Here is an 18878-nt window from a genome sequence, read left to right as displayed (position 1 = left end):
GGCAGAACAATGGAATTCGGATTCACGACGGCGGCCTATGTGGTCGCGGCGGTGCTCTTCATCCTGAGCCTCGGCGGGCTCTCGGGCCAGGAAAGCGCCAAGCGCGCCGTCTGGTACGGCATCGTCGGCATGGCGCTGGCGGTCTTCGCCACGCTGATCGGCCCCGGTGCGGGGCTCTGGTGGCTTTCGGTCATTCTCGTGGCAGCGGGCGGCGTCATCGGCGTCTATGTGGCCAAGAAGGTCGAGATGACCGAGATGCCGCAGCTTGTGGCCGCGATGCACTCGCTGGTGGGCCTGGCGGCGGTGTTCGTCGGCTTCAACGCGCATTTCACCATGAAGGCGGTGGCACGCGCGCAAGAGGCCGGCGCCGAGGTGCATGGCACCTTTGCCGAGCTGGTGGCGCATAAGACGCCGGTCGAGCTCAATATCCTGTCGGTCGAGCTGTTCCTTGGCATCTTCATCGGGGCGGTGACCTTCACCGGCTCGGTGATCGCCTTCGGCAAGCTGGCGGGCAAGGTGACGAGCGCGGCGAAAAAGCTGCCGGGCGGGCATCTGCTCAACCTGACGGCGGCGGTGATCTCGGTGCTCTGCCTGATCTGGTACGTGTCGACCGGGGGCTTCCTGCCGCTCTTCATCATGACGCTGGCGGCGCTGTTCATCGGCTATCATCTGATCATGGGCATCGGCGGCGCCGACATGCCGGTGGTGGTGTCGATGCTGAACAGCTATTCCGGCTGGGCGGCGGCGGCCATCGGCTTCTCGCTTGGCAACGACCTGCTGATCGTGGTCGGTGCACTGGTGGGCTCGTCGGGGGCGATCCTGTCCTACATCATGTGCAAGGCGATGAACCGCAGCTTCATCTCGGTGATCCTCGGCGGCTTCGGCGGCACGAGCGGCCCGGCGATGGAGGTCGAGGGCGAGCAGATCGCCATTGATGCCGACGGTGTGGCCGGCGCGCTGGACGAGGCCGACAGCATCATCATCGTGCCGGGCTATGGCATGGCGGTGGCGCAGGCGCAGCAGAACGTGGCCGAGCTGACCCGGCGCCTGCGCGCCAAGGGCAAGGAGGTGCGTTTCGCCATCCACCCCGTCGCTGGGCGTCTGCCGGGGCATATGAACGTGCTGCTGGCCGAGGCCAAGGTGCCGTATGACATCGTGCTGGAGATGGACGAGATCAACGACGACTTCCCCGACACCGATGTGGTGATCGTCATTGGCTCCAATGACATCGTGAACCCGGCTGCGCAGGAAGATCCGAACTCGCCCATCGCCGGCATGCCGGTTCTGGAAGTGTGGAAGGCCAAGCAGGTGTTTGTGTCGAAGCGCGGTCAGGGCACCGGCTATTCCGGCATCGAGAACCCGCTCTTCTACAAGGAGAACACGCGGATGTTCTATGGCGATGCGAAAGCCTCGCTGGGCGAGCTGCTCAACCGCATCGAGTGAGTTTGCTGAAAGCTGCGGTGGGTTGAAACCCCACCCTGCGGGCGCGGCGCCTTTTGGGGCCGCGCCCTTTTTTTGTTTGAGGGTGGCGCTTTGTGGCCGGTGGCGGAGGCCTCCGGCGGGAGTATTTTACGAAAGATGAAGCTGCGGCGCTTTGGTGGTTAATGCGGAATTCATAAGTTTTAACAGCGCTTTAGGGGATGGCGTTCGGTGCGAAAATTTGACCGGGCGCGCGGTCGCGGCTAGAGTTTTGCCATGCTGGACGCATTGGGTGGACGGCGCCGGGGACAGGCCCCCGGCGGGTGTCTTTTCCGTTGTCTTCGAAAGAGGGTGACGGTCGTCCTGCTGCCTCGGGCGGAGACCCACAGGCAAGAAAGGTATCGAGCATGATCCTTATCCATCTCGAAGAGGAAATGTCGCGACTCGAAGACGAGCGCGACCGGATCGTCGGCGTTCTTCAGGAGCTCGGCGCGGAAATCAGACGCCTCAAGGCGCAGATCGAAGACGGGGAGGAGGTGTCCAAGACCGAGGCGGGCAAGCTGATGAGCGATGTCCGCTACTGGATGAGGGCGTCGCATGAAACGGAGGCGCAGATCGCCAATGTCAGACGAAAACAGAAGGGGATTGCCGGAGACTGGGCTCTGGATCTCGAACGGGCGCGCGATGAGATCGGGTGCCGCATGGCTCGCCTCCGCCGGTGCTGCGGTGCGCGAGGGGTTTCTGAATGAGCTGACGGAGGGGGAGTGCCTGGCACTCCCCTTTCTGTTCGAGTTCTGGGCGATGCAGCATCAGTTGCCGCCCGAGGGCGACTGGCGCGCCTGGGTGATCATGGGCGGGCGCGGCGCGGGTAAGACGCGGGCCGGGGCGGAATGGGTGCGTTCCTGCGTCGAGGGCGCGCTGCCGCTGTCGCCGGGGCGCTGCAAGCGCGTGGCGCTGGTGGGCGAGACGCTGGATCAGGTGCGCGAGGTGATGGTGTTCGGCGAGAGCGGGCTGCTGGCCTGTTCGCCGCCCGACCGCAGGCCCGAGTGGCAGGCGACGCGGCGCTGTCTCGTGTGGCCGAACGGGGCGGAGGCGATGGTGTTTTCGGCGCATGATCCGGAGGCGCTGCGCGGGCCGCAATTCGATGCCGCCTGGGTCGATGAGCTGGCCAAGTGGAAGAAGGCGCGCGAGACCTGGGACATGCTGCAATTCGCGCTGCGGCTGGGGGAGACGCCGCAGGTCTGCGTGACCACGACGCCGCGCAATGTCGGCGTGCTGAAGGAGCTCTTGGCGCTGGGGAGCACGGTGGTGACGCGGGCGAAGACCGAGGCCAACCGGGCCAATCTGGCGGCGTCGTTTCTGGAGGAGGTGCGGGCGCGCTACGGCAATACCCGGCTGGCGCGGCAGGAGCTCGACGGGGTGCTGGTCTCGGATGTGGACGGGGCGCTCTGGACGGCGGAGATGCTGGACCGGGCGCAGGGCATGCCGGTGCCCGAGCGCTTTGACCGGATCGTGGTGGCGGTGGACCCGCCGGCGGGGGCGGGCAAGGCCTCGGATGCTTGCGGGATCGTGGTGGCCGGTGTGCTTTGCGAGGGGCCGCCGCAGAGCTGGCGCGCGGTCGTGCTGGAGGATGCGACGGTGCAGGGCGTCTCGCCCACGGGCTGGGCGGAGGCGGCGGTGGCGGCCTATGAGCGCTGGCAGGCGGATCGGGTGGTGGCCGAGGTCAATCAGGGCGGCGCCATGGTCGAGACGGTGCTGCGGCAGGTGGCGCCGCAGATCGCGCTGCGTCAGGTGCATGCGACGCGGGGCAAGGTGGCGCGGGCGGAGCCGGTGGCGGCGCTCTACGAACAGGGGCGTGTCGGGCATGCGGGCGGCTTTGCCGCGCTTGAGGAGCAGATGGGGCTGATGACGGCGGCGGGGTTTCAGGGGCAGGGCTCGCCCGACCGGGTGGATGCGCTGGTCTGGGCGCTGACCGAGCTGGTGGTGGCGCCGATGCAGGGCTGGAAGCGGCCGGCTCTGCGGGTGTTGTAACACGGGCGGTTTGCCAGGCTTTGCGCGTCTGGGGTGGGTTTGAAGCCCACCCTACAGGGGTTTGCGCATGGCGTAGTTTGTCAGGGCGACGCCGCGGCGGGTGATGCTCTGTTCGCGCAGCAGCTCGAATCCGTGATGGGCGAAGAAGGCGCGCGCGGCCTTGCTGACATCGGAGGTCAGTGCGCTGGCGCCGCCGGCGCGGGCGATGGTGGTGAGCGCCGAAAGCAGCGCGCTGCCGATGCCGTGGCCGGCGGCGCCCGGGCGCACGAAGGCCAGGTCGATATGACCCGGCATCACCAGCGTCATGAAACCCACCGGCACGCCGCGCAGCTCGGCCATCAGCCCGACCGAGCCGCCGATGCGGTCGCGCCAGCGCTCGGGATCGGCGCGCGGGCCGGCCCAGGCGCGGCGCTCTTCCTCGGAATAATGCGGCGCGGTGCCGTTCAGGACTGCATCGAGAAAGATCTCGGCCGCGATCTCGGCATCCTCGGACAACAGGGGGCGGAGATCGGGCGGAGGCTCGGCAGTCATTCAGTATGTCCCGGAGGTTTCTTGTGCGCAGGCGCGGGTATCCGGGGAGCCTAACCCGGAGTTAGCGCCCCAAGCTAGGGCGTCTACTGCATAGCCGGGTTTCGCTGAGCGGGGTGTTGCGCCGCGAGCGGGCGCTGCCGGCAGAGCGCCTTAACCTTCTTTTCCTAGGGTGGTTTTCGAAGGCGATGAGGGCCCGCGACGGCCCCAAGCGGACATGAGCAAGGAGCGTCAGGCGATGGTATTCGATTTTCTGCGCAGGGACAGCGGGGCGGCGCCGGTGCCGGAGGTCAAGGCTTCGGCCACCGGGCCGGTCATGGCCTATGCGAGCGCCGGGCGCGTGGCCTGGAGCCCGCGCGACAGCGGCTCGCTGACCCGCGCGGGCTTTGCGGGCAATCCGGTGGGGTTTCGCGCGGTGAAGCTCATCGCCGAGGCCGCCGCGGCGCTGCCGCTGGTGCTTCAGGACCGGGAACAGCGCTACACCGAGCATCCGCTGCTGTCGCTGGTGAGCGCGCCGAACCCGGCGCAGGGCCGCGCGGAACTGTTCGAGGCGCTCTATGGCCACCTGCTGCTGTCGGGCGACGGCTATGTCGAGGCGGTGAGCGGCGAGGCCGGGCTGCCCGCCGAGCTGCATGTGCTGCGCTCGGACCGGATGCGGCTGGTGCCGGGGCCGGATGGCTGGCCCATCGCCTATGACTACATGGTCGACGGGCGCCGGCACCGGTTCGATGCCGGCGGCGCGGTGTCGCCGGTCTGCCATATCCGGGCGTTTCATCCGCAGAACGATCATTACGGGCTCTCGCCGATCCAGTCGGCGGCGCAGGCGGTGGATGTGCATAACGCCGCGAGCCGCTGGTCGAAGGGGCTGCTCGACAATGCGGCGCGGCCCTCGGGGGCCATCGTCTGGACGGGTGCCGACGGTCAGGGCGCGATGAGCAACGATCAGTTCGAACGGCTGCGCGACGAGATGGAGAGCCTGCATCAGGGCGCGCGCAATGCCGGGCGGCCGATGCTGCTGGAGGGTGGGCTCGACTGGAAGCCGATGGGGTTTTCGCCCTCGGATATGGAATTCCAGAAGACCAAGGAGGCGGCGGCGCGCGAGATCGCGGTGGCCTTCGGGGTGCCGCCGATGCTGCTGGGGATTCCCGGCGAGGCGACATTCGCCAATTACCAGGAGGCGCATCGCGCTTTCTACCGGCTCACCGTGCTGCCGCTGGCGACACGGGTGACGGCGGCGGTGGGGCGGTGGCTGTCGGCGCATCTGGGCGAGGAGGTGGCGCTGTCGCCGGATCTCGACCAGGTGCCGGCGCTGGCCGCCGAGCGCGACGCGCAATGGGCGCGCGTCGCGGGGGCCGATTTCCTCACCGCCGCCGAGAAGCGCCGGATGCTGGGCCTGCCCGCGCTGCCGGAGGGCGGCGAGGGTGAGTGAGCGCAAGCTGGAATACGAGCCCTTTGCCTGCGCGCCGGCGCTGAAGCTGGAGGCGCATGAGCGGGTGAGCCGCTTGCAGATCGAGGCGCTGAACGGGCGGCTCGACCGGATCGAGGCGCTGATCGAGCGGCTGGAGAAACGGCTGTGGCTGGCGGTTTACGGGGTCGCCGGGGTGATCCTGGCGCAGGCATTCGTCGGGCTGACGGGCGTGACCCCTTGAGCGGATTTCGGAAAGGAACGGGAATGGATCTTGAGCACAAGTTCTGCCGCTTCGACGCGGAGGTGGTGCTGGTCGAGGGCACGAAGATCGAGGGCTATGCCTCGCTGTTCGGGGCCTGCGATCAGGGCGGCGACGTGGTGGCGCCGGGGGCCTATGCGGCCTCGCTGGGGCGGCTGGGCGCCGAGGGGCGCGCGGTCAAGATGCTCTGGCAGCACGACCCGGCTCAGCCCATCGGGATCTGGGAGGAGGTGCGCGAGGATGCGCGCGGGCTTTATGTGAAGGGCCGGCTTCTGGACACGGTGGAGAAGGGCCGCGAGGCGGCGGCGCTGATCGCGGCAGGGGCCATCGACGGGCTGTCGATCGGCTATCGCACGCTGAAGGCGGGCAAGGATGAGAAGGGGCGCAGGCTCCTCAAGGAACTGGAGCTTTGGGAAGTGTCGCTGGTGACCTTCCCGATGCTGCCCAGTGCGCGGGTGGCGGCCAAGGGCGAGAGCCCGGACGAGGCCATGCTGCGTGAATTGGCGCAGGCGCTGGAGGGCGCGCGTCTGGACCTGGCGGGCGGCTGACGCGCGCCTCTTACGAACGGGATCGAGATCATGAGCAACTCCGAGACTGGTTCTCGGACCGGGGAAGATCTGTCTCCGGTCGCCCGGGTGAGCGCCGCTGTTGCGGGACTCGTCGGCGATTTCAGGGCCTTGCAGGCCGACTTTCAGGTGAAGCTTCAAAAACAGGAAGAGCGACTGACCATGCTTGACGCAAAAATGACCACCCCGCGCGGACGCCCGGCGCTGGCCACCACGGCAGAGACTTTTGCGCCGCATCAGAAGGCCTTTGACGCCTATCTGCGCAGCGGCGACGACGACGCGCTGCGCGGGCTGGCGCTGGAGGGCAAGGCGATGTCGACCGCCGTGGCGGGCGATGGCGGCTATCTGGTCGACCCGGTGACCTCGGAGACGGTGAAATCGGTGCTCGACAGCACCGCCTCGATCCGGGCCATCGCCAGCGTGGTGACGGTGGAGGCCACCTCCTATGACGTGCTGATCGACCAGGGCGAGACCGGCGCCGGCTGGGCCGACGAGACCACCGACTCGACGGTCACCGGCACGCCGACCATCGACCGCATCTCGATCAAGCTGCACGAGCTCTCGGCGATGCCCAAGGCCAGCCAGCGGCTGCTGGACGACAGCGCCTTCGATATCGAGACCTGGCTGGCGGGCCGGATCGCCGACAAGTTCTCGCGCGCCGAGGCGGCGGCCTTTGTCAGCGGCGACGGCGTCGACAAGCCGCGCGGCTTCCTCGACCACGACACGGTGGACAACGATGTCTGGACCTGGGGCAATCTCGGCTATGTGCCCTCGGGCGTGGCCGACGGGATCGGCGGCGGCGACGCGATCATCGACCTGGTCTATGCGCTGGGGGCGGAATACCGCGCCAAGGCTGCATTCGTGATGAACTCCAAGACCGCCGGCGCACTGCGCAAGCTCAAGGACGCGGATGGGCGGCATCTGTGGTCGGACGGTCTGGCCGCCGCCGAGCCGGCGCGCCTGCTGGGCTATCCGGTGCTGATCGCCGAGGACATGCCGGACATTGGCGCCGATGCCGATGCCATTGCCTTCGGTGATTTCGGCGCCGGCTACACCATTGCCGAACGGCCGGATCTGCGGGTGCTGCGCGATCCCTTCAGCGCCAAGCCGCATGTGCTGTTCTACGCCACCAAGCGCGTCGGCGGTGACGTGAGCGATTTCGCGGCGATCAAGCTGCTGCGCTGCGCCCTGGCCTGAGACTGACGCGGACATGAGGGCGGGGCGACCCGCCTTCATGGGGCGCGTGCCGGAAGAACTCGCGTTGTCCAGCTGCTCCCCTCCGTCCGAGCAACGTGGGCGGCACGCGCCCGCCTTGAGCCCCGGTCGCGGAGGTCGGGAGAGGATTGCGGAGAATACAGATGATGTTGATCGAAGAAACACAGGTGCCCGACGCGGCCCTTCCGGTGGCGGCGCTGAAGCGCCACCTGCGGCTGGGTAGCGGCTTTGCCGAGGACGACGTGCAGGATGCGGTGCTGGGCTCGTTCCTGCGGGCGGCGCTGGCGGCCATCGAGGCGCGAACGGGCAAGGCGCTGATCACACGCGGCTTTGTCTGGACGCTGAACGGCTGGCGCGACCCGGAAGCTGCGGTGTTTCCGGTGGCGCCGGTGAGCGCGGTGAGCCAGCTTTCCGTCGTGGATCGGTTCGGAGCGGCAGAGGTCATCGACCCGGCGCGCTACCGGCTGGAGGTGGACGGGCAGGCGCCGAGGCTGCGCCCGCAGGGCACGGCGCTGCCGGCAATCCCCGAGGGCGGCGCGGCAGAGATCCGGTTTACCGCGGGCTATGGCGGGGGCTTCGACGATCTGCCCGCCGATCTGGCACAGGCGGTGCTGCTGCTGGCGGCGCATTACTACGAATATCGCGACGAGACGGCGCTGGGACAGGGCTGCATGCCCTTCGGTGTGACCTCGCTCATTGCCCGCTACCGGCCCATGCGCATGGGGTTCGGAGCATGAGCGGGCCGCATCTGAACCGCCAACTGGTGCTGGAAGCGCCGATGAGCGCGCCGGATGGCGCCGGCGGGCTGACCGAGAGCTGGAGCGTGCTGGGCACGCTCTGGGCGGAGATCCGGCCGCGCACGGGGCGCGAGGCCAATGGCGAGGCGGGCGCACTGGCGGTGGGCGGGTTCCGCATCACCGTGCGCGCCGCGCCGCAGGGCCACTCGAACCGGCCGGTGCCGGGTCAGCGCTTGCGTCAGGGGGGGCGGCTCTTCCGCATCCTCACGGTGACCGAGCACGAGCCGGGCGGGATGTATCTGATCTGCGAGACCCGCGAGGAGGTGGCGGCATGAGCTATGCGATGTCGGCGGCGTTGCAGGGCGCCGTGTATCAGCAGCTTTCGGGCGACGGGGCGCTGAGCGCGCTGGTTGGCAGCGACATCTACGACGCGCTGCCGGCGGGCACGCTGCCGGGGCTGTACGTGCTGCTGGGCTCCGAGACGGCAAAAGATGCCTCGGACCAGAGCGGCGGCGGCGCCTGGCACGATCTCACCGTGGCGGTGGTGACCGACGCGGCGGGGTTTCAGATGGCCAAGACGGTGGCGGCGGCGGCCTGCGATGCGCTGAACGACGCGGGGCTGGCGCTCGACCGGGGGCGGTTGGTGAGCCTGCGCTTTCTGAAGGCGCGGGCAAAGCGCGAAAGCGGCGGGCTGCGGCGGATCGACATGACCTTCCGCGCCCGCGTCGAAGACGATTGATCCCTCTATTCAAGGAGTAAGGCGATGGGTGCCCAGAACGGCAAGGATCTTTTGATCAAGGTGGATCTGACCGGCGACGGCCAGTTCGAGACCATGGCGGGGCTGCGCGCGACGCGGGTGAGCTTCAACGCGGAAAGCGTCGATGTGACGACGCTGGAGAGCCAGGGCGGCTGGCGCGAGCTGCTGGCGGGGGCCGGGGTGAAATCGGCCAATATCTCGGGCTCGGGCGTGTTCCGCGACGCGGGCACGGACGAGCGCGCCCGGCAGATCTTTTTCGACGGGGAGACGCCGGATTTCCAGGTGATCATCCCGGATTTCGGCACGGTGGAAGGGGCGTTTCAGCTGACCTCCATCGAATATGCTGGCTCGCATAATGGCGAGGCGACCTATGAGGTCTCGCTCGCCTCGGCGGGGGCGCTGCAATTCGTGCCGGTACCGGTGGCGTAATGGCCAATCCGTGGCGGGGAGAGGTGGCGCTGACCCTTGACGGCGAGGAGCGCGCCATGCGGCTGACGCTGGGGGCGCTGGCCGAGCTGGAAGCTGGGCTCGAGGAGGGCTCTCTGGTGGCGCTGGTGCAGCGCTTCGAGGAGGGCCGGTGCAGCACGCGCGACGTGCTGGCGCTGATCGTCGCCGGGCTGCGCGGCGGCGGCTGGGAGGGGAGCGCGGCGGATCTGCTGCGCGCCGAGATCGCCGGCGGCCCGATGGCCGCGGCGAAGGCGGCGGCGGAGCTGCTGGCGCGGGCCTTCATGCTGCCGGAGGAAAGCGGATGAGCGACGGGTTTGCCTGGCAGCAGCTGCTGCGCGCGGGTCTGCGCGGGCTGGGGCTGACGCCCGAGCAGTTCTGGACGCTCACCCCCGCCGAGCTGCGGCTGATGCTGGGGGAAGAGAGCGGCGGCACACCGATGGGACGGGCGCGGCTCGATGAGCTGATCGCGGCCTTCCCCGACGAGATGAAAGGAGATGCCCGATGACCGATTTGGACACGCTGGACGATCTGGAGACCGAGATAGCCGGGCTGGAACAGCGGCTTGGCTCCGCCAGCGCCATGGCGGCGGGGTTCGATGCCGAGATGAAGCGCATCCACCAGACCTTTTCCGCGACGGGGCGCAATGTGGCCAAGCTGGAGGGTGCGCTGAGCAAGGGGCTGGGGCGCGCCATCGACGCGGTGGTGCTGGACGGCGCAAAGCTGAGCGAGGCACTGGAGCAGGTGGCCCGCTCGATGATCGACACCGCCTACAAGGCCGCGGTGAAGCCGGTGACCCAGCATGTGGGCGGGATGCTGGCGGGCAATCTCGCCGGGCTCTTCAGCGGGTTTTCCTGGTTCGAAAAGGGCGGCTCCTTCAGCCAGGGGCGGGTGATGCCCTTTGCCAGCGGCGGCGTGGTGAACGGGCCGGTGAGCTTTCCCATGCGCGGCGGCACCGGGCTGATGGGCGAGGCGGGGCCCGAGGCGATCATGCCGCTGACCCGCGGGCCGGACGGCAAGCTCGGGGTGCGGGCGCAGAGCGGCGGTGCGCAGCCGGTCACGGTGGTGATGAACATCACCACGCCGGACGCGCAGAGCTTTCGGCGCAGCCAGTCGCAGATCGCGGCGCAGATGAGCCGCGCGCTCGGCCAGGGCGCGCGCAACAGGTGAGGAACGGGCGATGAGTTTTCACGAGGTGAGATTTCCGGCGGATCTGAGCTTTGGCGCGCTGGGCGGGCCGGAGCGGCGCACGGATGTGGTCGAACTGACCAGCGGGTTCGAGGAGCGCAACAGCCCCTGGGCGCATTCGCGGCGGCGCTACGACGCCGGGCTGGGGCTGCGCGGGCTCGACGATATCGAGGCGCTGCTGGCGTTTTTCGAGGCGCGGCACGGCCAGCTTTACGGATTCCGCTGGAAGGACTGGGCGGATTACCGGTCGTGCAAACCCAGCGGCAGGGTGACGCCCACCGATCAGGTGATCGCCGAGGGCGACGGCGAAACCCGGGCCTTTCAACTGGTCAAGAATTACCGCTCGGGCGCCGCCGCCTATGCCCGCCCGATCACGAAGCCGGTGGCCGGCACGGTGCTGGCGGCGGTGCAGGATGTCGAGATGCGCGAGGGCGTGCATTTCGAGATCGACCTGACCACCGGGGTGATCACATTCGAAGAGCCGCCGCTGGCCGGGGTCGAGGTCTCGGCAGGGTTCGAATTCGACGTGCCGGTGCGGTTCGATACCGACCGGATCAATGTCAGCGTCGCGAGCTTCAAGGCGGGCCAGGCGCCCGACGTGCCGGTGGTGGAGGTGCGGGTCTGATGGGGGTGGACGAGCTTCACGTGCATCTCGCCACCGGGCTGACCACGGTGGCGCGCTGCTGGGCGGTGACGCGGCGCGACGGCACGCGCTACGGATTCACCGATCACGACCGCGATCTGAGCTTTGACGGGCTCGTGTTTCGCGCCGATACCGGGCTGACGGCGATGGCGCTGCAACAGGCGACCGGGCTCTCGGTGGACAATACCGAGGCCATGGGCGCGCTGCGCGACGATGCGCTGTCGGAGGCGGATATCGAGGCCGGGCGCTTTGACGGGGCCGAAGTTGTCTCGTGGCTGGTGAACTGGCGCGATACCGACCAGCGAAGGATGATGTTCCGGGGCAGCATCGGCGAGATCCGGCGCGCGAATGGCGCGTTTCACGCCGAGCTGCGCGGGCTGACCGAGATGCTGAACCGCCCGGTGGGGCGGGTGTTTCAGGCGCCCTGTAGCGCGGTTCTGGGCGATGCCGCCTGCGGTGCCGATCTGAGCGAGCCGGGGTATTTCCACGAGGGGCCGGCGCTTGGCGTCGAGGAAAACCGCTCCTTCCGCTTTGGCGATCTCACCGGGTTCGAGGCCGGCTGGTTCCAGCGCGGGCGCTTCGAGGTGCTGAGCGGCGCCGCCGAGGGGCTGAGCGGCAGCATCAAGCGCGACCGCTTCTGGAACGGTGAGCGGCTGATCGAACTCTGGGAGCCGCTGGGCGCGCCGGTGGCGGCGGGCGATATGCTCCGGCTTTTCGCCGGGTGCGACAAGCGGTTTGAGACCTGTCGGTTGAAATTCAACAATATCCTGAACTTTCAGGGCTTTCCGGATATTCCCGAAGAGGACTGGATCATGGTGCACCCTTCGCAGGCGAAGTCGCAGAGCGGCGGGAGCCGGCGATGAGCGGGGCGCGCGTTGTCGCCGCCGCGCGCGGCTGGATCGGCACGCCCTATGTGCATCAGGCCTCGGTCCGGGGCGCGGGCTGCGACTGTCTGGGGCTGTTGCGCGGGGTCTGGCGCGAGCTGATCGGGCCGGAGCCCGAGCAGGCGCCGCCCTACACGATGGACTGGTCCGAGCCACAGGGCGACGAGGCGCTGCTGCGCATCGGGCTGCGCTATATGGCGCGCAAGCCGCGCGAGGACGAGGCACCGGGCGATGTGCTGCTCTTCCGCATGCGCGAGGGCGCGGTGGCGAAACATCTGGGGCTTCAGGCGGGCATCGGCGCGGCGGCGAGCTTTGTGCATGCCTATAACGGGCACGGGGTGATCGAAAGCCCGCTGAGCCAGCCCTGGCGGCGGCGCATCGCGGCGCGCTTTGCCCTTCCAACAGAGGTGACATAATGGCGACGATCCTTTTCTCAGCCGTCGGCGCGGCGGCAGGCAGCGCAATCGGCGGTTCGGTTCTGGGGCTGTCGATGACGGCGGTGGGCCGCTTTATCGGCGCGAGTTTCGGCCGGGCGCTGGATCAGCGGCTGATGGGCAAGGGCGCCGAGACGGTCGAGACCGGCCGCATCGAGCGTTTTCGGCTGAGCGGTGCCGGCGAAGGCGCGGCCATCGCGCAGGTCTATGGGCGGATGCGGGTCGGTGGCCATGTGATCTGGGCCACGGAATTCGTCGAACATGTGAAGAAGAAGAAAACCGGCGGCGGCGGCAAGGGCCAGCCCTCGGGGCCGACGGTGAAGAGCTACAGCTATTCGGTGAGCCTCGCGCTGGCGCTTTGCAAGGGCGAGATTTCAGGGGTGAACCGGGTCTGGGCGGATGGCGCCGAGCTGCCGGTCAGCGATCTGAACATGCGGGTCTATCCGGGCAGCCGCGATCAGGCGCCCGATCCGCGCATGGAGGCGGAGGAGGGCGCAGGTCTGGTGCCAGCCTATCGCGGCACCGCCTATGTGGTGATCGAGGATCTGATGCTGGAAGCCTTCGGCAACCGGGTGCCGCAGTTCAGTTTCGAGGTGACGCGACCGGTGCAGGACGACCCCGAGGATGTGCCGCATGCGATCCGCGGCGTGGCGATGATCCCGGGCACGGGGGAATATGCGCTGGCGACGGAGCCGGTACATATGAAATACGGCAAGGGATCTTCGGGGGTGGTGAACGTGAACTCGCCCTCCGAAGCGCCGGATTTCAACACGTCGCTGGATCAACTCACCGACGAGATGCCGGGCTGCGGCGCGGTCTCGCTGGTGGTGAGCTGGTTCGGCAGCGATCTGCGCTGTGGGCAATGTGAGATCAAACCCAAGATCGAACAGGATGAGTTCGACGGGAAAAAGATGAAATGGAAAGTCTCGGGGCTGGCACGCGGCGCGGCGGAGCTGGTGCCCCGCGTCGAGGACCGTCCGGTCTATGGCGGCACACCCTGCGATGCCTCGGTGGTGCAGGCGATCCGGCGCATGGCGGATCGCGGGCTGGAGGTGATGTATTACCCCTTCATCCTGATGGAGCAGCTGGAGGGCAACGGGCTCGAAGACCCGTGGAGCGGCGCGGAAGACCAGCCGCCGCTGCCCTGGCGCGGGCGGATCACCCTGAGCGCGGCGCCGGGGCGTGACGGCTCGCCCGACGGCACGGCGGCGGCGGCCAGCGAGGTGGCGGATTTCATCGGCACCGTGACGGCGGCGGATTTCTCCGTGGGCGACGGCACGGTGAGCTATGACGGGCCGGCGGAATGGTCCTATAGCCGGTTCATCCTGCATCAGGCGGCGCTCTGCGCGGCGGCGGGCGGGGTCGAGTCCTTCTGCATCGGGTCTGAGATGCGGGCGCTGACGCAGATCCGCTCGGACAGTGGCTTTCCGGCGGTCGCGGCTCTGCGCGCGCTGGCCGCCGAATGCCGCGCGCTGCTGGGGCCGGAGGTGAAGCTCGGCTATGCCGCCGATTGGTCGGAATATTTCGGCTATCATCCGCAGGACGGGACGGGGGATGTGTATTTCCATCTCGATCCGCTCTGGGCGGACGATCAGATCGACTTTATCGGCATCGACAATTACATGCCGCTGTCGGACTGGCGTGACGGCGACGACCATGCGGATGCGCATTGGGGCGCGATCTACAACCCCGACTACCTCATGGCCAATGTTGCCGGCGGCGAGGGCTATGACTGGTACTACCCCAGTGCCGAGGCGCGCGCGGCGCAGCGCCGGGAGCCCATCACCGACGGGGCGCATGACGAGCCCTGGGTGTTCCGCTACAAGGATCTGCGCGGCTGGTGGGGCAATGCTCATCACGAGCGGATCGGTGGCGTACGGCAGGCCGACCCCACCGCCTGGGAGCCGGGATCGAAGCCCCTGCGCTTTACCGAGCTGGGTTGTGCCGCGCTCGACAAGGGCACCAACCAGCCCAACAAGTTCCTCGATCCGAAAAGCTCTGAAAGCCGGTTGCCGTATTATTCCAATGGCTTGCGAGATGAACTTATCCAGCGGCAATATCTGCGCGCGATGCATGCCTATTGGGGCGATCCGGCGCATAACCCGGTCTCGGAGGAGTATGGCGGGCCGATGCTCGACATGGATCACGCTTATGTCTGGGCCTGGGATGCGCGGCCTTATCCGTGGTTTCCGGGGCTTTCGGAGCTCTGGACCGATGGCGGCAATTACCGGCGCGGGCACTGGCTCAACGGGCGTGTCTCGTCGCGCACGCTGGCCTCGGTGGTGGCGGAGATCTGCGACAGCGTGGGTCTGCACGACTACGATGTGAGCGGGTTGCATGGCTGGGTGCGGGGCTATGCGGTGGACCAGGTGGGCGACGCCCGCCGCGCGCTGCAACCGCTGATGCTGGCGCATGGGGTGGATGCGATCGAGCGCGACGGGGCGCTGGTCTTTGCGCTGCGGCGCGGGCGCGATGCGGTGGAGCTGGCGCCGGAGCGGCTGGCGGTGTCCGAAGAGCTCGACGGCGATCTGGTGCGCAGCCGGGCCAGCGAGGCGGAGATGGCGGGCCGGGTGCGGCTGCGCTTTGTCGAGGCGGATGGCGATCACGCCATTGCCGCCGAAGAGACGGTGCTGCCCGACGAGGAAACCCATGCGGTGGCCGAGTCCGAGCTCTCCATGGCGCTGACCCGGCGCGAGGCGCGGATGACGGTGGAGCGCTGGCTTGCCGAGGGGCGCGTGGCGCGCGAGAGCCTGCGTTTCGCGCTGCCGCCCTCGCAGCTTCCGGTTGCGGCGGGGGATGTGGTCTCGCTGCCCGCCGAGGCGGGGCGGGTGCTGGCGCGGGTCGACCGGGTCGAGATCGGCACGCATCAGCTGGTGGATGCGGTGCGGATCGAGCCGGATGTCTACCTGCCGTCGGATTTCCCCGACGACGCGCCGAGCCTGCGCGCCTTCATCCCGGCGGTGCAGGTGCTGCCCTTCTTCTTGGATCTGCCGCTGATGAGCGGCGAGGAGGTCGAGCACGCGCCGCATGTGGCGCTGACCTCCGATCCGTGGCCGGGATCGGTGGCGGTCTACGAGTCCGGGTCGGATGCGGATTACGTGCTGAACGAGATCATCGCCGCGCGTTCGGCGATCGGCGTGACCGAGACGCCGCTGGCGGCGGCGCCCGCCGGGCGGATCGACCGGGGCGGGCTGTTGCAGCTGCGGATGCTCTCGGGCACGCTGCAATCCATCGGCGACGAAGCGCTGCTCGCGGGGGGCAATCTGATGGCCATCGGCGACGGTACGCCCGGCGCCTGGGAGATCTTTCAGTTCCGCGATGCGCAGATGGCGGGCGAAGGCGTCTGGATGCTGAGCCACCGGCTGCGCGGGCAGTTCGGCACCGACGGTCTCATGCCGGAGGTCTGGCCCGAGGGGTCCTGGGTGGTGGCGCTCGACGGCACACCGCAGCAGATCGCGCTGGCGGCGGCGCTGCGGCGCCAGCAGCGGCATTACCGCATCGGTCCGGCACGGCGCGGCTATGACGATCCGAGCTATGTGCAAGAGGTGCATGCCTTTGACGGCAACGGGTTGCGGCCCTACCGCCCGGCGCATCTGCGCGCGGTCGAGACCGGCAGCGGCGTCGATGTCAGCTGGATCCGGCGCACCCGCATCGACGGTGACAGCTGGGCGCTCCACGAGGTGCCGCTGGGCGAGGAGAGCGAGGCCTATCAGCTGCGCGTGACGCAGGGCGAGACGGTGCTGCGCAGCGCGCAGGTGGCGCAGCCCGCCTGGAGCTACGATCCGGCGCAGGACGGGATTTCGGGCGTCTATGCCATCGAGGTGGCGCAGATCTCGGCGCGTTACGGGCCGGGGCCGTTCGCGAGGGTGACGCTCTCGGCATGAGGCCGGTGCTGCATGGCGATCTGATCTGCGCCGCCTGCGCGCTGTTGAGCGTGCCGCAGGGGCAGCGCTGGCGGGCTGCGCGGGATCTGGTGGCGCGGGCCGATGCGGCGGACCGCTACCGCCGCCGCATCGGCCGGGCGCATGCGGAATGGGGCAACGGCACGCTGATGTCGGCGGCGCTGTCGCAGGCGATTGCGCCTGAGCGGCGGCTCGACGATCCCGATTACGCCGATTGCCTGATCCTGGTGCTGGAGGCGCTGCGGTGCCATCGGCGCGGCCTGCCCGGGCGCTGAGCGCGCGGCCCATGCGGTTTCGCGATTGACCCTATCACGGTTTTGCGTTTCGGACCGTCGCGGCTATCTGCTATAAGGGCAGGACGCAACGGAGGGAAACATGGCCGAAACCCGCGCAAGGATCGCCGAGCTGGACCCGGTCTGGGCCCGCATCACCCGCGAGGCCGAAGAGGCCGTCGCCGCCGAGCCGCTGCTGGGCGGGATGGTGCATGTCTCGGTGCTGCACCACGCCACCATAGAGGGGGCGCTGGCCTTCCGGATCTCGATGAAGCTCGCCAATGGCGAGATGTCGGAACAGATCCTGCGCGAGATCTGCGACAAGGCCTATGCCTCGGACCCGTGGCTGGCGCGTGCCGCGCGGGCCGATATCCGTGCCACCCATGACCGCGACCCGGCCTGCCACCGGTTTCTCCAGCCGCTGCTCTATTTCAAGGGCTTCCAGGCGGTGCAGAGCCAGCGTGTGGCGCATTGGCTGTGGAGCGAGGGGCGCAAGGATCTCGCCTCCTTCTTCCAGATGCGCGCCTCGGAGCTCTTCGGCGTCGATATCCACCCGGCGGCGAAGATCGGGCAGGGCATCATGATCGACCACGCCCATTCCATTGTCATCGGCGAGACGGCGGTGGTGGGCAACGATGTCTCGATCCTGCATTCGGTGACGCTGGGCGGCACCGGCAAGGAGGACGAGGACCGTCACCCCAAGATCGGCGACGGCGTATTGATCGGTGCCGGCGCCAAGGTGCTGGGCAATATCCGCATCGGCAGCGGCTCGCGCATCGCGGCGGGCTCGGTGGTGCTGGAAGAGGTGCCGCCCTGCAAGACCGTGGCGGGGGTGCCGGCAAAGATCGTCGGCGATGCCGGCTGCGATCAGCCGTCGCGCAACATGGATCAGAAGCTCACCGGCTGCAACTGCTCGGGCTGAGCGGTCCGGGCGGCCAAAACGCTTCGAAGCGTTTTGCAAGATCCTTTGAAGGATCTTGCGCGTGGCGCGGGGCTCAGCAGCCTGCGGCGAGCGCCCGGCGCCGGGGTCTTGCGTCGAGCCAGGCCAGCCCCAGCACGACAATCCCCGCCGCCGCCAGCGCGGCGCCGACCTGGCCGGTCACCTGCCAGCCATAGCCCGCCGCCAGCGCCATCCCCGCGAGCCACGGCCCCAGCGCGTTGGCGGCGTTGAAGGCGGCGTGGTTCAGCGCGGCGGCCAGGGTCTGGCCCTCGCCCGCCACATCCATCAGCCGCATCTGGAGCGGGATCACCAGCCCGGCGGTCAGTCCCAGCGCCATCACCACCAGCGCCATCGCCACCCAATGGCCCATCACCGCCGCATAGAGCAGCGATATGGCGATCATGCCGCAAAGCAGCACCAGCGCGCCGCCGAGCCGTGACCAGCTCGCCAGCCGTCCGGCGATGTAATTGCCCGCCGTGCCGCCGATGCCGAAGCCCGAGAGCGCCAGCGGGATCGCCCATTCCGGCGCCTTGGCCGCCGCGATCATTGCCGCCGAGAAATAGGAATAGACCGCGAAGATGGCGCCGAAGCCCACCGCGCCCACCAGCAGCGTCAGCCAGACCGCGCGGTTGGCCAGCGCCGAGAGCTCGCGCAGCGGGTTCGCCGCCGGGGCTTCCTGCGGCTGCGGCGCGACCCGGGCGATCATCGCCGCCGAGCCTGCCGCGATCACCGCGACGATGACAAAGCACCAGCGCCAGCCGAAGGCCTGGCCGATCGCGCCCGCCGCCGGCACGCCGATCACATTGGCGATGGTCAGTCCCATGAGCACCTGTGCCACGCCCGCCGCCTTGCGCCCCTCGGGCGACATCTCGGCGGCAAACAGCATGCCGATGCCAAGGAAGGCGCCATGCGGCAGCCCCGCCAGCACCCGCGCCACCACCAGCGTGTCGATGCCCGGCGCCATGGCCGAGAGCGCATTGGCCAGCAGGAAGAACGCCATGAGCAGCACCAGCAGCAGTTTGCGCGGCAGCAGGCTGCCCAGCACCGCCAGCACCGGCGCGCCGACGACCACGCCGATGGCATAGGCGCTGACCGCGTGGCCGGCGCGCGGCTCGCTCACGCCGAGATCGGCGGCGTAATAGGGCAAGAGCCCCATCGCGGCGAATTCGGTGACGCCGATGGCGAAGGCACCGAGCGCGAGGGACAGGATCGTCAGGCGGGCCTGGCGGTCGGTATAGACCATGGAACGTC

General features: G+C 68.7%; 22 protein-coding genes. 20 read left to right on the top strand and 2 right to left on the bottom strand.

The features are described from left to right. The first annotated feature begins 9 nt into the window (after positions 1 to 9). The 3 genes from Ga0080574_RS23810 (at position 10) to Ga0080574_RS23800 (ending at position 3450) form a co-directional block, all read left to right on the top strand. Positions 10 to 1443: an NAD(P)(+) transhydrogenase (Re/Si-specific) subunit beta gene (locus Ga0080574_RS23810; protein WP_076705491.1), complete on the top strand. Its 1434-nt coding sequence runs from the start codon at positions 10 to 12 to the stop codon at positions 1441 to 1443. Between the two features lie 383 nt (positions 1444 to 1826). After that, positions 1827 to 2168, top strand: coding sequence for a hypothetical protein (locus Ga0080574_RS23805; protein WP_076705489.1), 342 nt, complete (start codon positions 1827 to 1829; stop codon positions 2166 to 2168). Then, on the top strand, positions 2104 to 3450 hold the full coding sequence (locus tag Ga0080574_RS23800) for a DNA-packaging protein (RefSeq protein WP_076705481.1): 1347 nt from the start codon (positions 2104 to 2106) through the stop codon (positions 3448 to 3450). Before Ga0080574_RS23805 ends, Ga0080574_RS23800 begins: the two co-directional genes overlap by 65 nt. 51 nt (positions 3451 to 3501) lie before the next feature. Here the strand turns inward: Ga0080574_RS23800 and Ga0080574_RS23795 are convergent, their stop codons facing one another. Then, on the bottom strand, positions 3502 to 3981 hold the full coding sequence (locus Ga0080574_RS23795; protein WP_076705479.1) for a GNAT family N-acetyltransferase: 480 nt from the start codon (positions 3979 to 3981) through the stop codon (positions 3502 to 3504). Between the two features lie 235 nt (positions 3982 to 4216). Here Ga0080574_RS23795 and Ga0080574_RS23790 point away from each other — a divergent pair, with 235 nt between their 5' ends. From Ga0080574_RS23790 to cysE, 17 genes are all read left to right on the top strand, one after another. After that, a complete protein-coding gene (locus Ga0080574_RS23790; RefSeq protein WP_076706123.1) occupies positions 4217 to 5407 on the top strand; it encodes a phage portal protein in 1191 nt (396 codons plus the stop codon). Beyond that, a complete protein-coding gene (locus Ga0080574_RS23785) occupies positions 5400 to 5627 on the top strand; it encodes a GTA head formation protein, RCAP_rcc01685 family (RefSeq protein ID WP_076705477.1) in 228 nt (75 codons plus the stop codon). The genes Ga0080574_RS23790 and Ga0080574_RS23785 overlap by 8 nt, the downstream gene beginning before the upstream one ends. 23 nt (positions 5628 to 5650) lie before the next feature. Beyond that, on the top strand, positions 5651 to 6193 hold the full coding sequence (locus Ga0080574_RS23780) for an HK97 family phage prohead protease (protein ID WP_076705474.1): 543 nt from the start codon (positions 5651 to 5653) through the stop codon (positions 6191 to 6193). A gap of 30 nt (positions 6194 to 6223) precedes the next feature. Continuing rightward, on the top strand, positions 6224 to 7408 hold the full coding sequence (locus Ga0080574_RS23775; protein WP_076705472.1) for a phage major capsid protein: 1185 nt from the start codon (positions 6224 to 6226) through the stop codon (positions 7406 to 7408). A gap of 161 nt (positions 7409 to 7569) precedes the next feature. Then, on the top strand, positions 7570 to 8163 hold the full coding sequence (locus Ga0080574_RS23770) for a head-tail connector protein (protein WP_076705470.1): 594 nt from the start codon (positions 7570 to 7572) through the stop codon (positions 8161 to 8163). Next, on the top strand, positions 8160 to 8498 hold the full coding sequence (locus tag Ga0080574_RS23765; protein WP_076705468.1) for a head-tail adaptor protein: 339 nt from the start codon (positions 8160 to 8162) through the stop codon (positions 8496 to 8498). The genes Ga0080574_RS23770 and Ga0080574_RS23765 overlap by 4 nt, the downstream gene beginning before the upstream one ends. Then, complete coding sequence (locus Ga0080574_RS23760) at positions 8495 to 8902, top strand: DUF3168 domain-containing protein (RefSeq protein WP_076705466.1); 408 nt, start codon at positions 8495 to 8497, stop codon at positions 8900 to 8902. Before Ga0080574_RS23765 ends, Ga0080574_RS23760 begins: the two co-directional genes overlap by 4 nt. A gap of 24 nt (positions 8903 to 8926) precedes the next feature. After that, the gene (locus Ga0080574_RS23755) at positions 8927 to 9349 is read left to right on the top strand and encodes a phage major tail protein, TP901-1 family (protein ID WP_076705464.1); all 423 of its coding nucleotides are present in this window, start codon (positions 8927 to 8929) and stop codon (positions 9347 to 9349) included. Further along, the gene (locus Ga0080574_RS23750) at positions 9349 to 9672 is read left to right on the top strand and encodes a gene transfer agent family protein (RefSeq protein WP_076705462.1); all 324 of its coding nucleotides are present in this window, start codon (positions 9349 to 9351) and stop codon (positions 9670 to 9672) included. The genes Ga0080574_RS23755 and Ga0080574_RS23750 overlap by 1 nt, the downstream gene beginning before the upstream one ends. Further along, positions 9669 to 9872, top strand: a complete 204-nt coding sequence (locus Ga0080574_RS23745; protein WP_076705461.1) for a rcc01693 family protein — start codon at positions 9669 to 9671, stop codon at positions 9870 to 9872. Before Ga0080574_RS23750 ends, Ga0080574_RS23745 begins: the two co-directional genes overlap by 4 nt. Further along, positions 9869 to 10534 carry an RcGTA-type gene transfer agent tail tape measure protein gene (locus tag Ga0080574_RS23740; protein WP_076705458.1) on the top strand — a complete coding sequence of 222 codons (666 nt, stop codon included), beginning with the start codon at positions 9869 to 9871 and terminating at the stop codon, positions 10532 to 10534. The genes Ga0080574_RS23745 and Ga0080574_RS23740 overlap by 4 nt, the downstream gene beginning before the upstream one ends. A 10-nt stretch (positions 10535 to 10544) precedes the next feature. Further along, positions 10545 to 11177: a DUF2460 domain-containing protein gene (locus Ga0080574_RS23735; RefSeq protein WP_076705456.1), complete on the top strand. Its 633-nt coding sequence runs from the start codon at positions 10545 to 10547 to the stop codon at positions 11175 to 11177. Continuing rightward, positions 11177 to 12058 (top strand): phage/gene transfer agent baseplate hub protein, encoded by an 882-nt coding sequence (locus Ga0080574_RS23730; protein WP_076705454.1) that lies wholly within the window; start codon positions 11177 to 11179, stop codon positions 12056 to 12058. The genes Ga0080574_RS23735 and Ga0080574_RS23730 overlap by 1 nt, the downstream gene beginning before the upstream one ends. Next, complete coding sequence (locus Ga0080574_RS23725; RefSeq protein ID WP_076705452.1) at positions 12055 to 12495, top strand: C40 family peptidase; 441 nt, start codon at positions 12055 to 12057, stop codon at positions 12493 to 12495. The genes Ga0080574_RS23730 and Ga0080574_RS23725 overlap by 4 nt, the downstream gene beginning before the upstream one ends. Continuing rightward, on the top strand, positions 12495 to 16397 hold the full coding sequence (locus Ga0080574_RS23720; RefSeq protein WP_076705450.1) for a baseplate multidomain protein megatron: 3903 nt from the start codon (positions 12495 to 12497) through the stop codon (positions 16395 to 16397). Before Ga0080574_RS23725 ends, Ga0080574_RS23720 begins: the two co-directional genes overlap by 1 nt. Beyond that, on the top strand, positions 16394 to 16690 hold the full coding sequence (locus tag Ga0080574_RS23715) for a DUF7742 family protein (RefSeq protein WP_076705448.1): 297 nt from the start codon (positions 16394 to 16396) through the stop codon (positions 16688 to 16690). The genes Ga0080574_RS23720 and Ga0080574_RS23715 overlap by 4 nt, the downstream gene beginning before the upstream one ends. 100 nt (positions 16691 to 16790) lie before the next feature. Then, a complete protein-coding gene (gene cysE, locus Ga0080574_RS23710; RefSeq protein ID WP_076705446.1) occupies positions 16791 to 17609 on the top strand; it encodes a serine O-acetyltransferase in 819 nt (272 codons plus the stop codon). A 73-nt stretch (positions 17610 to 17682) separates the two neighbouring features. Here cysE and Ga0080574_RS23705 read toward each other — a convergent pair whose 3' ends face one another. Beyond that, entirely contained in the window at positions 17683 to 18870 is a 1188-nt protein-coding gene (locus Ga0080574_RS23705) for an MFS transporter (RefSeq protein WP_076705444.1), read from the bottom strand. Positions 18871 to 18878 lie beyond the last annotated feature (8 nt).

It is taken from the genome of Salipiger abyssi, from assembly GCF_001975705.1.
GTDB classification, from domain to species: Bacteria; Pseudomonadota; Alphaproteobacteria; order Rhodobacterales; family Rhodobacteraceae; genus Salipiger; species Salipiger abyssi.
The sequence above is the reverse complement of the archived record's forward strand: the minus strand, read 5'-3'. Positions and strand labels throughout refer to the sequence as shown.

Excerpts from the sequence above, each read along its gene's own strand:
- Ga0080574_RS23810 (WP_076705491.1), top strand. The coding sequence starts at position 10 with ATGGAATTCGGATTCACGACGGCGGCCTATGTGGTCGCGGCGGTGCTC.
- Ga0080574_RS23805 (WP_076705489.1), top strand. The coding sequence starts at position 1,827 with ATGATCCTTATCCATCTCGAAGAGGAAATGTCGCGACTCGAAGACGAG.
- Ga0080574_RS23800 (WP_076705481.1), top strand. The coding sequence starts at position 2,104 with ATGAGATCGGGTGCCGCATGGCTCGCCTCCGCCGGTGCTGCGGTGCGC.
- Ga0080574_RS23795 (WP_076705479.1), bottom strand. The coding sequence starts at position 3,981 with ATGACTGCCGAGCCTCCGCCCGATCTCCGCCCCCTGTTGTCCGAGGAT.
- Ga0080574_RS23790 (WP_076706123.1), top strand. The coding sequence starts at position 4,217 with ATGGTATTCGATTTTCTGCGCAGGGACAGCGGGGCGGCGCCGGTGCCG.
- Ga0080574_RS23780 (WP_076705474.1), top strand. The coding sequence starts at position 5,651 with ATGGATCTTGAGCACAAGTTCTGCCGCTTCGACGCGGAGGTGGTGCTG.
- Ga0080574_RS23775 (WP_076705472.1), top strand. The coding sequence starts at position 6,224 with ATGAGCAACTCCGAGACTGGTTCTCGGACCGGGGAAGATCTGTCTCCG.
- Ga0080574_RS23770 (WP_076705470.1), top strand. The coding sequence starts at position 7,570 with ATGATGTTGATCGAAGAAACACAGGTGCCCGACGCGGCCCTTCCGGTG.
- Ga0080574_RS23765 (WP_076705468.1), top strand. The coding sequence starts at position 8,160 with ATGAGCGGGCCGCATCTGAACCGCCAACTGGTGCTGGAAGCGCCGATG.
- Ga0080574_RS23760 (WP_076705466.1), top strand. The coding sequence starts at position 8,495 with ATGAGCTATGCGATGTCGGCGGCGTTGCAGGGCGCCGTGTATCAGCAG.
- Ga0080574_RS23755 (WP_076705464.1), top strand. The coding sequence starts at position 8,927 with ATGGGTGCCCAGAACGGCAAGGATCTTTTGATCAAGGTGGATCTGACC.
- Ga0080574_RS23750 (WP_076705462.1), top strand. The coding sequence starts at position 9,349 with ATGGCCAATCCGTGGCGGGGAGAGGTGGCGCTGACCCTTGACGGCGAG.
- Ga0080574_RS23745 (WP_076705461.1), top strand. The coding sequence starts at position 9,669 with ATGAGCGACGGGTTTGCCTGGCAGCAGCTGCTGCGCGCGGGTCTGCGC.
- Ga0080574_RS23740 (WP_076705458.1), top strand. The coding sequence starts at position 9,869 with ATGACCGATTTGGACACGCTGGACGATCTGGAGACCGAGATAGCCGGG.
- Ga0080574_RS23735 (WP_076705456.1), top strand. The coding sequence starts at position 10,545 with ATGAGTTTTCACGAGGTGAGATTTCCGGCGGATCTGAGCTTTGGCGCG.
- Ga0080574_RS23730 (WP_076705454.1), top strand. The coding sequence starts at position 11,177 with ATGGGGGTGGACGAGCTTCACGTGCATCTCGCCACCGGGCTGACCACG.
- Ga0080574_RS23725 (WP_076705452.1), top strand. The coding sequence starts at position 12,055 with ATGAGCGGGGCGCGCGTTGTCGCCGCCGCGCGCGGCTGGATCGGCACG.
- Ga0080574_RS23720 (WP_076705450.1), top strand. The coding sequence starts at position 12,495 with ATGGCGACGATCCTTTTCTCAGCCGTCGGCGCGGCGGCAGGCAGCGCA.
- Ga0080574_RS23715 (WP_076705448.1), top strand. The coding sequence starts at position 16,394 with ATGAGGCCGGTGCTGCATGGCGATCTGATCTGCGCCGCCTGCGCGCTG.
- cysE (WP_076705446.1), top strand. The coding sequence starts at position 16,791 with ATGGCCGAAACCCGCGCAAGGATCGCCGAGCTGGACCCGGTCTGGGCC.
- Ga0080574_RS23705 (WP_076705444.1), bottom strand. The coding sequence starts at position 18,870 with ATGGTCTATACCGACCGCCAGGCCCGCCTGACGATCCTGTCCCTCGCG.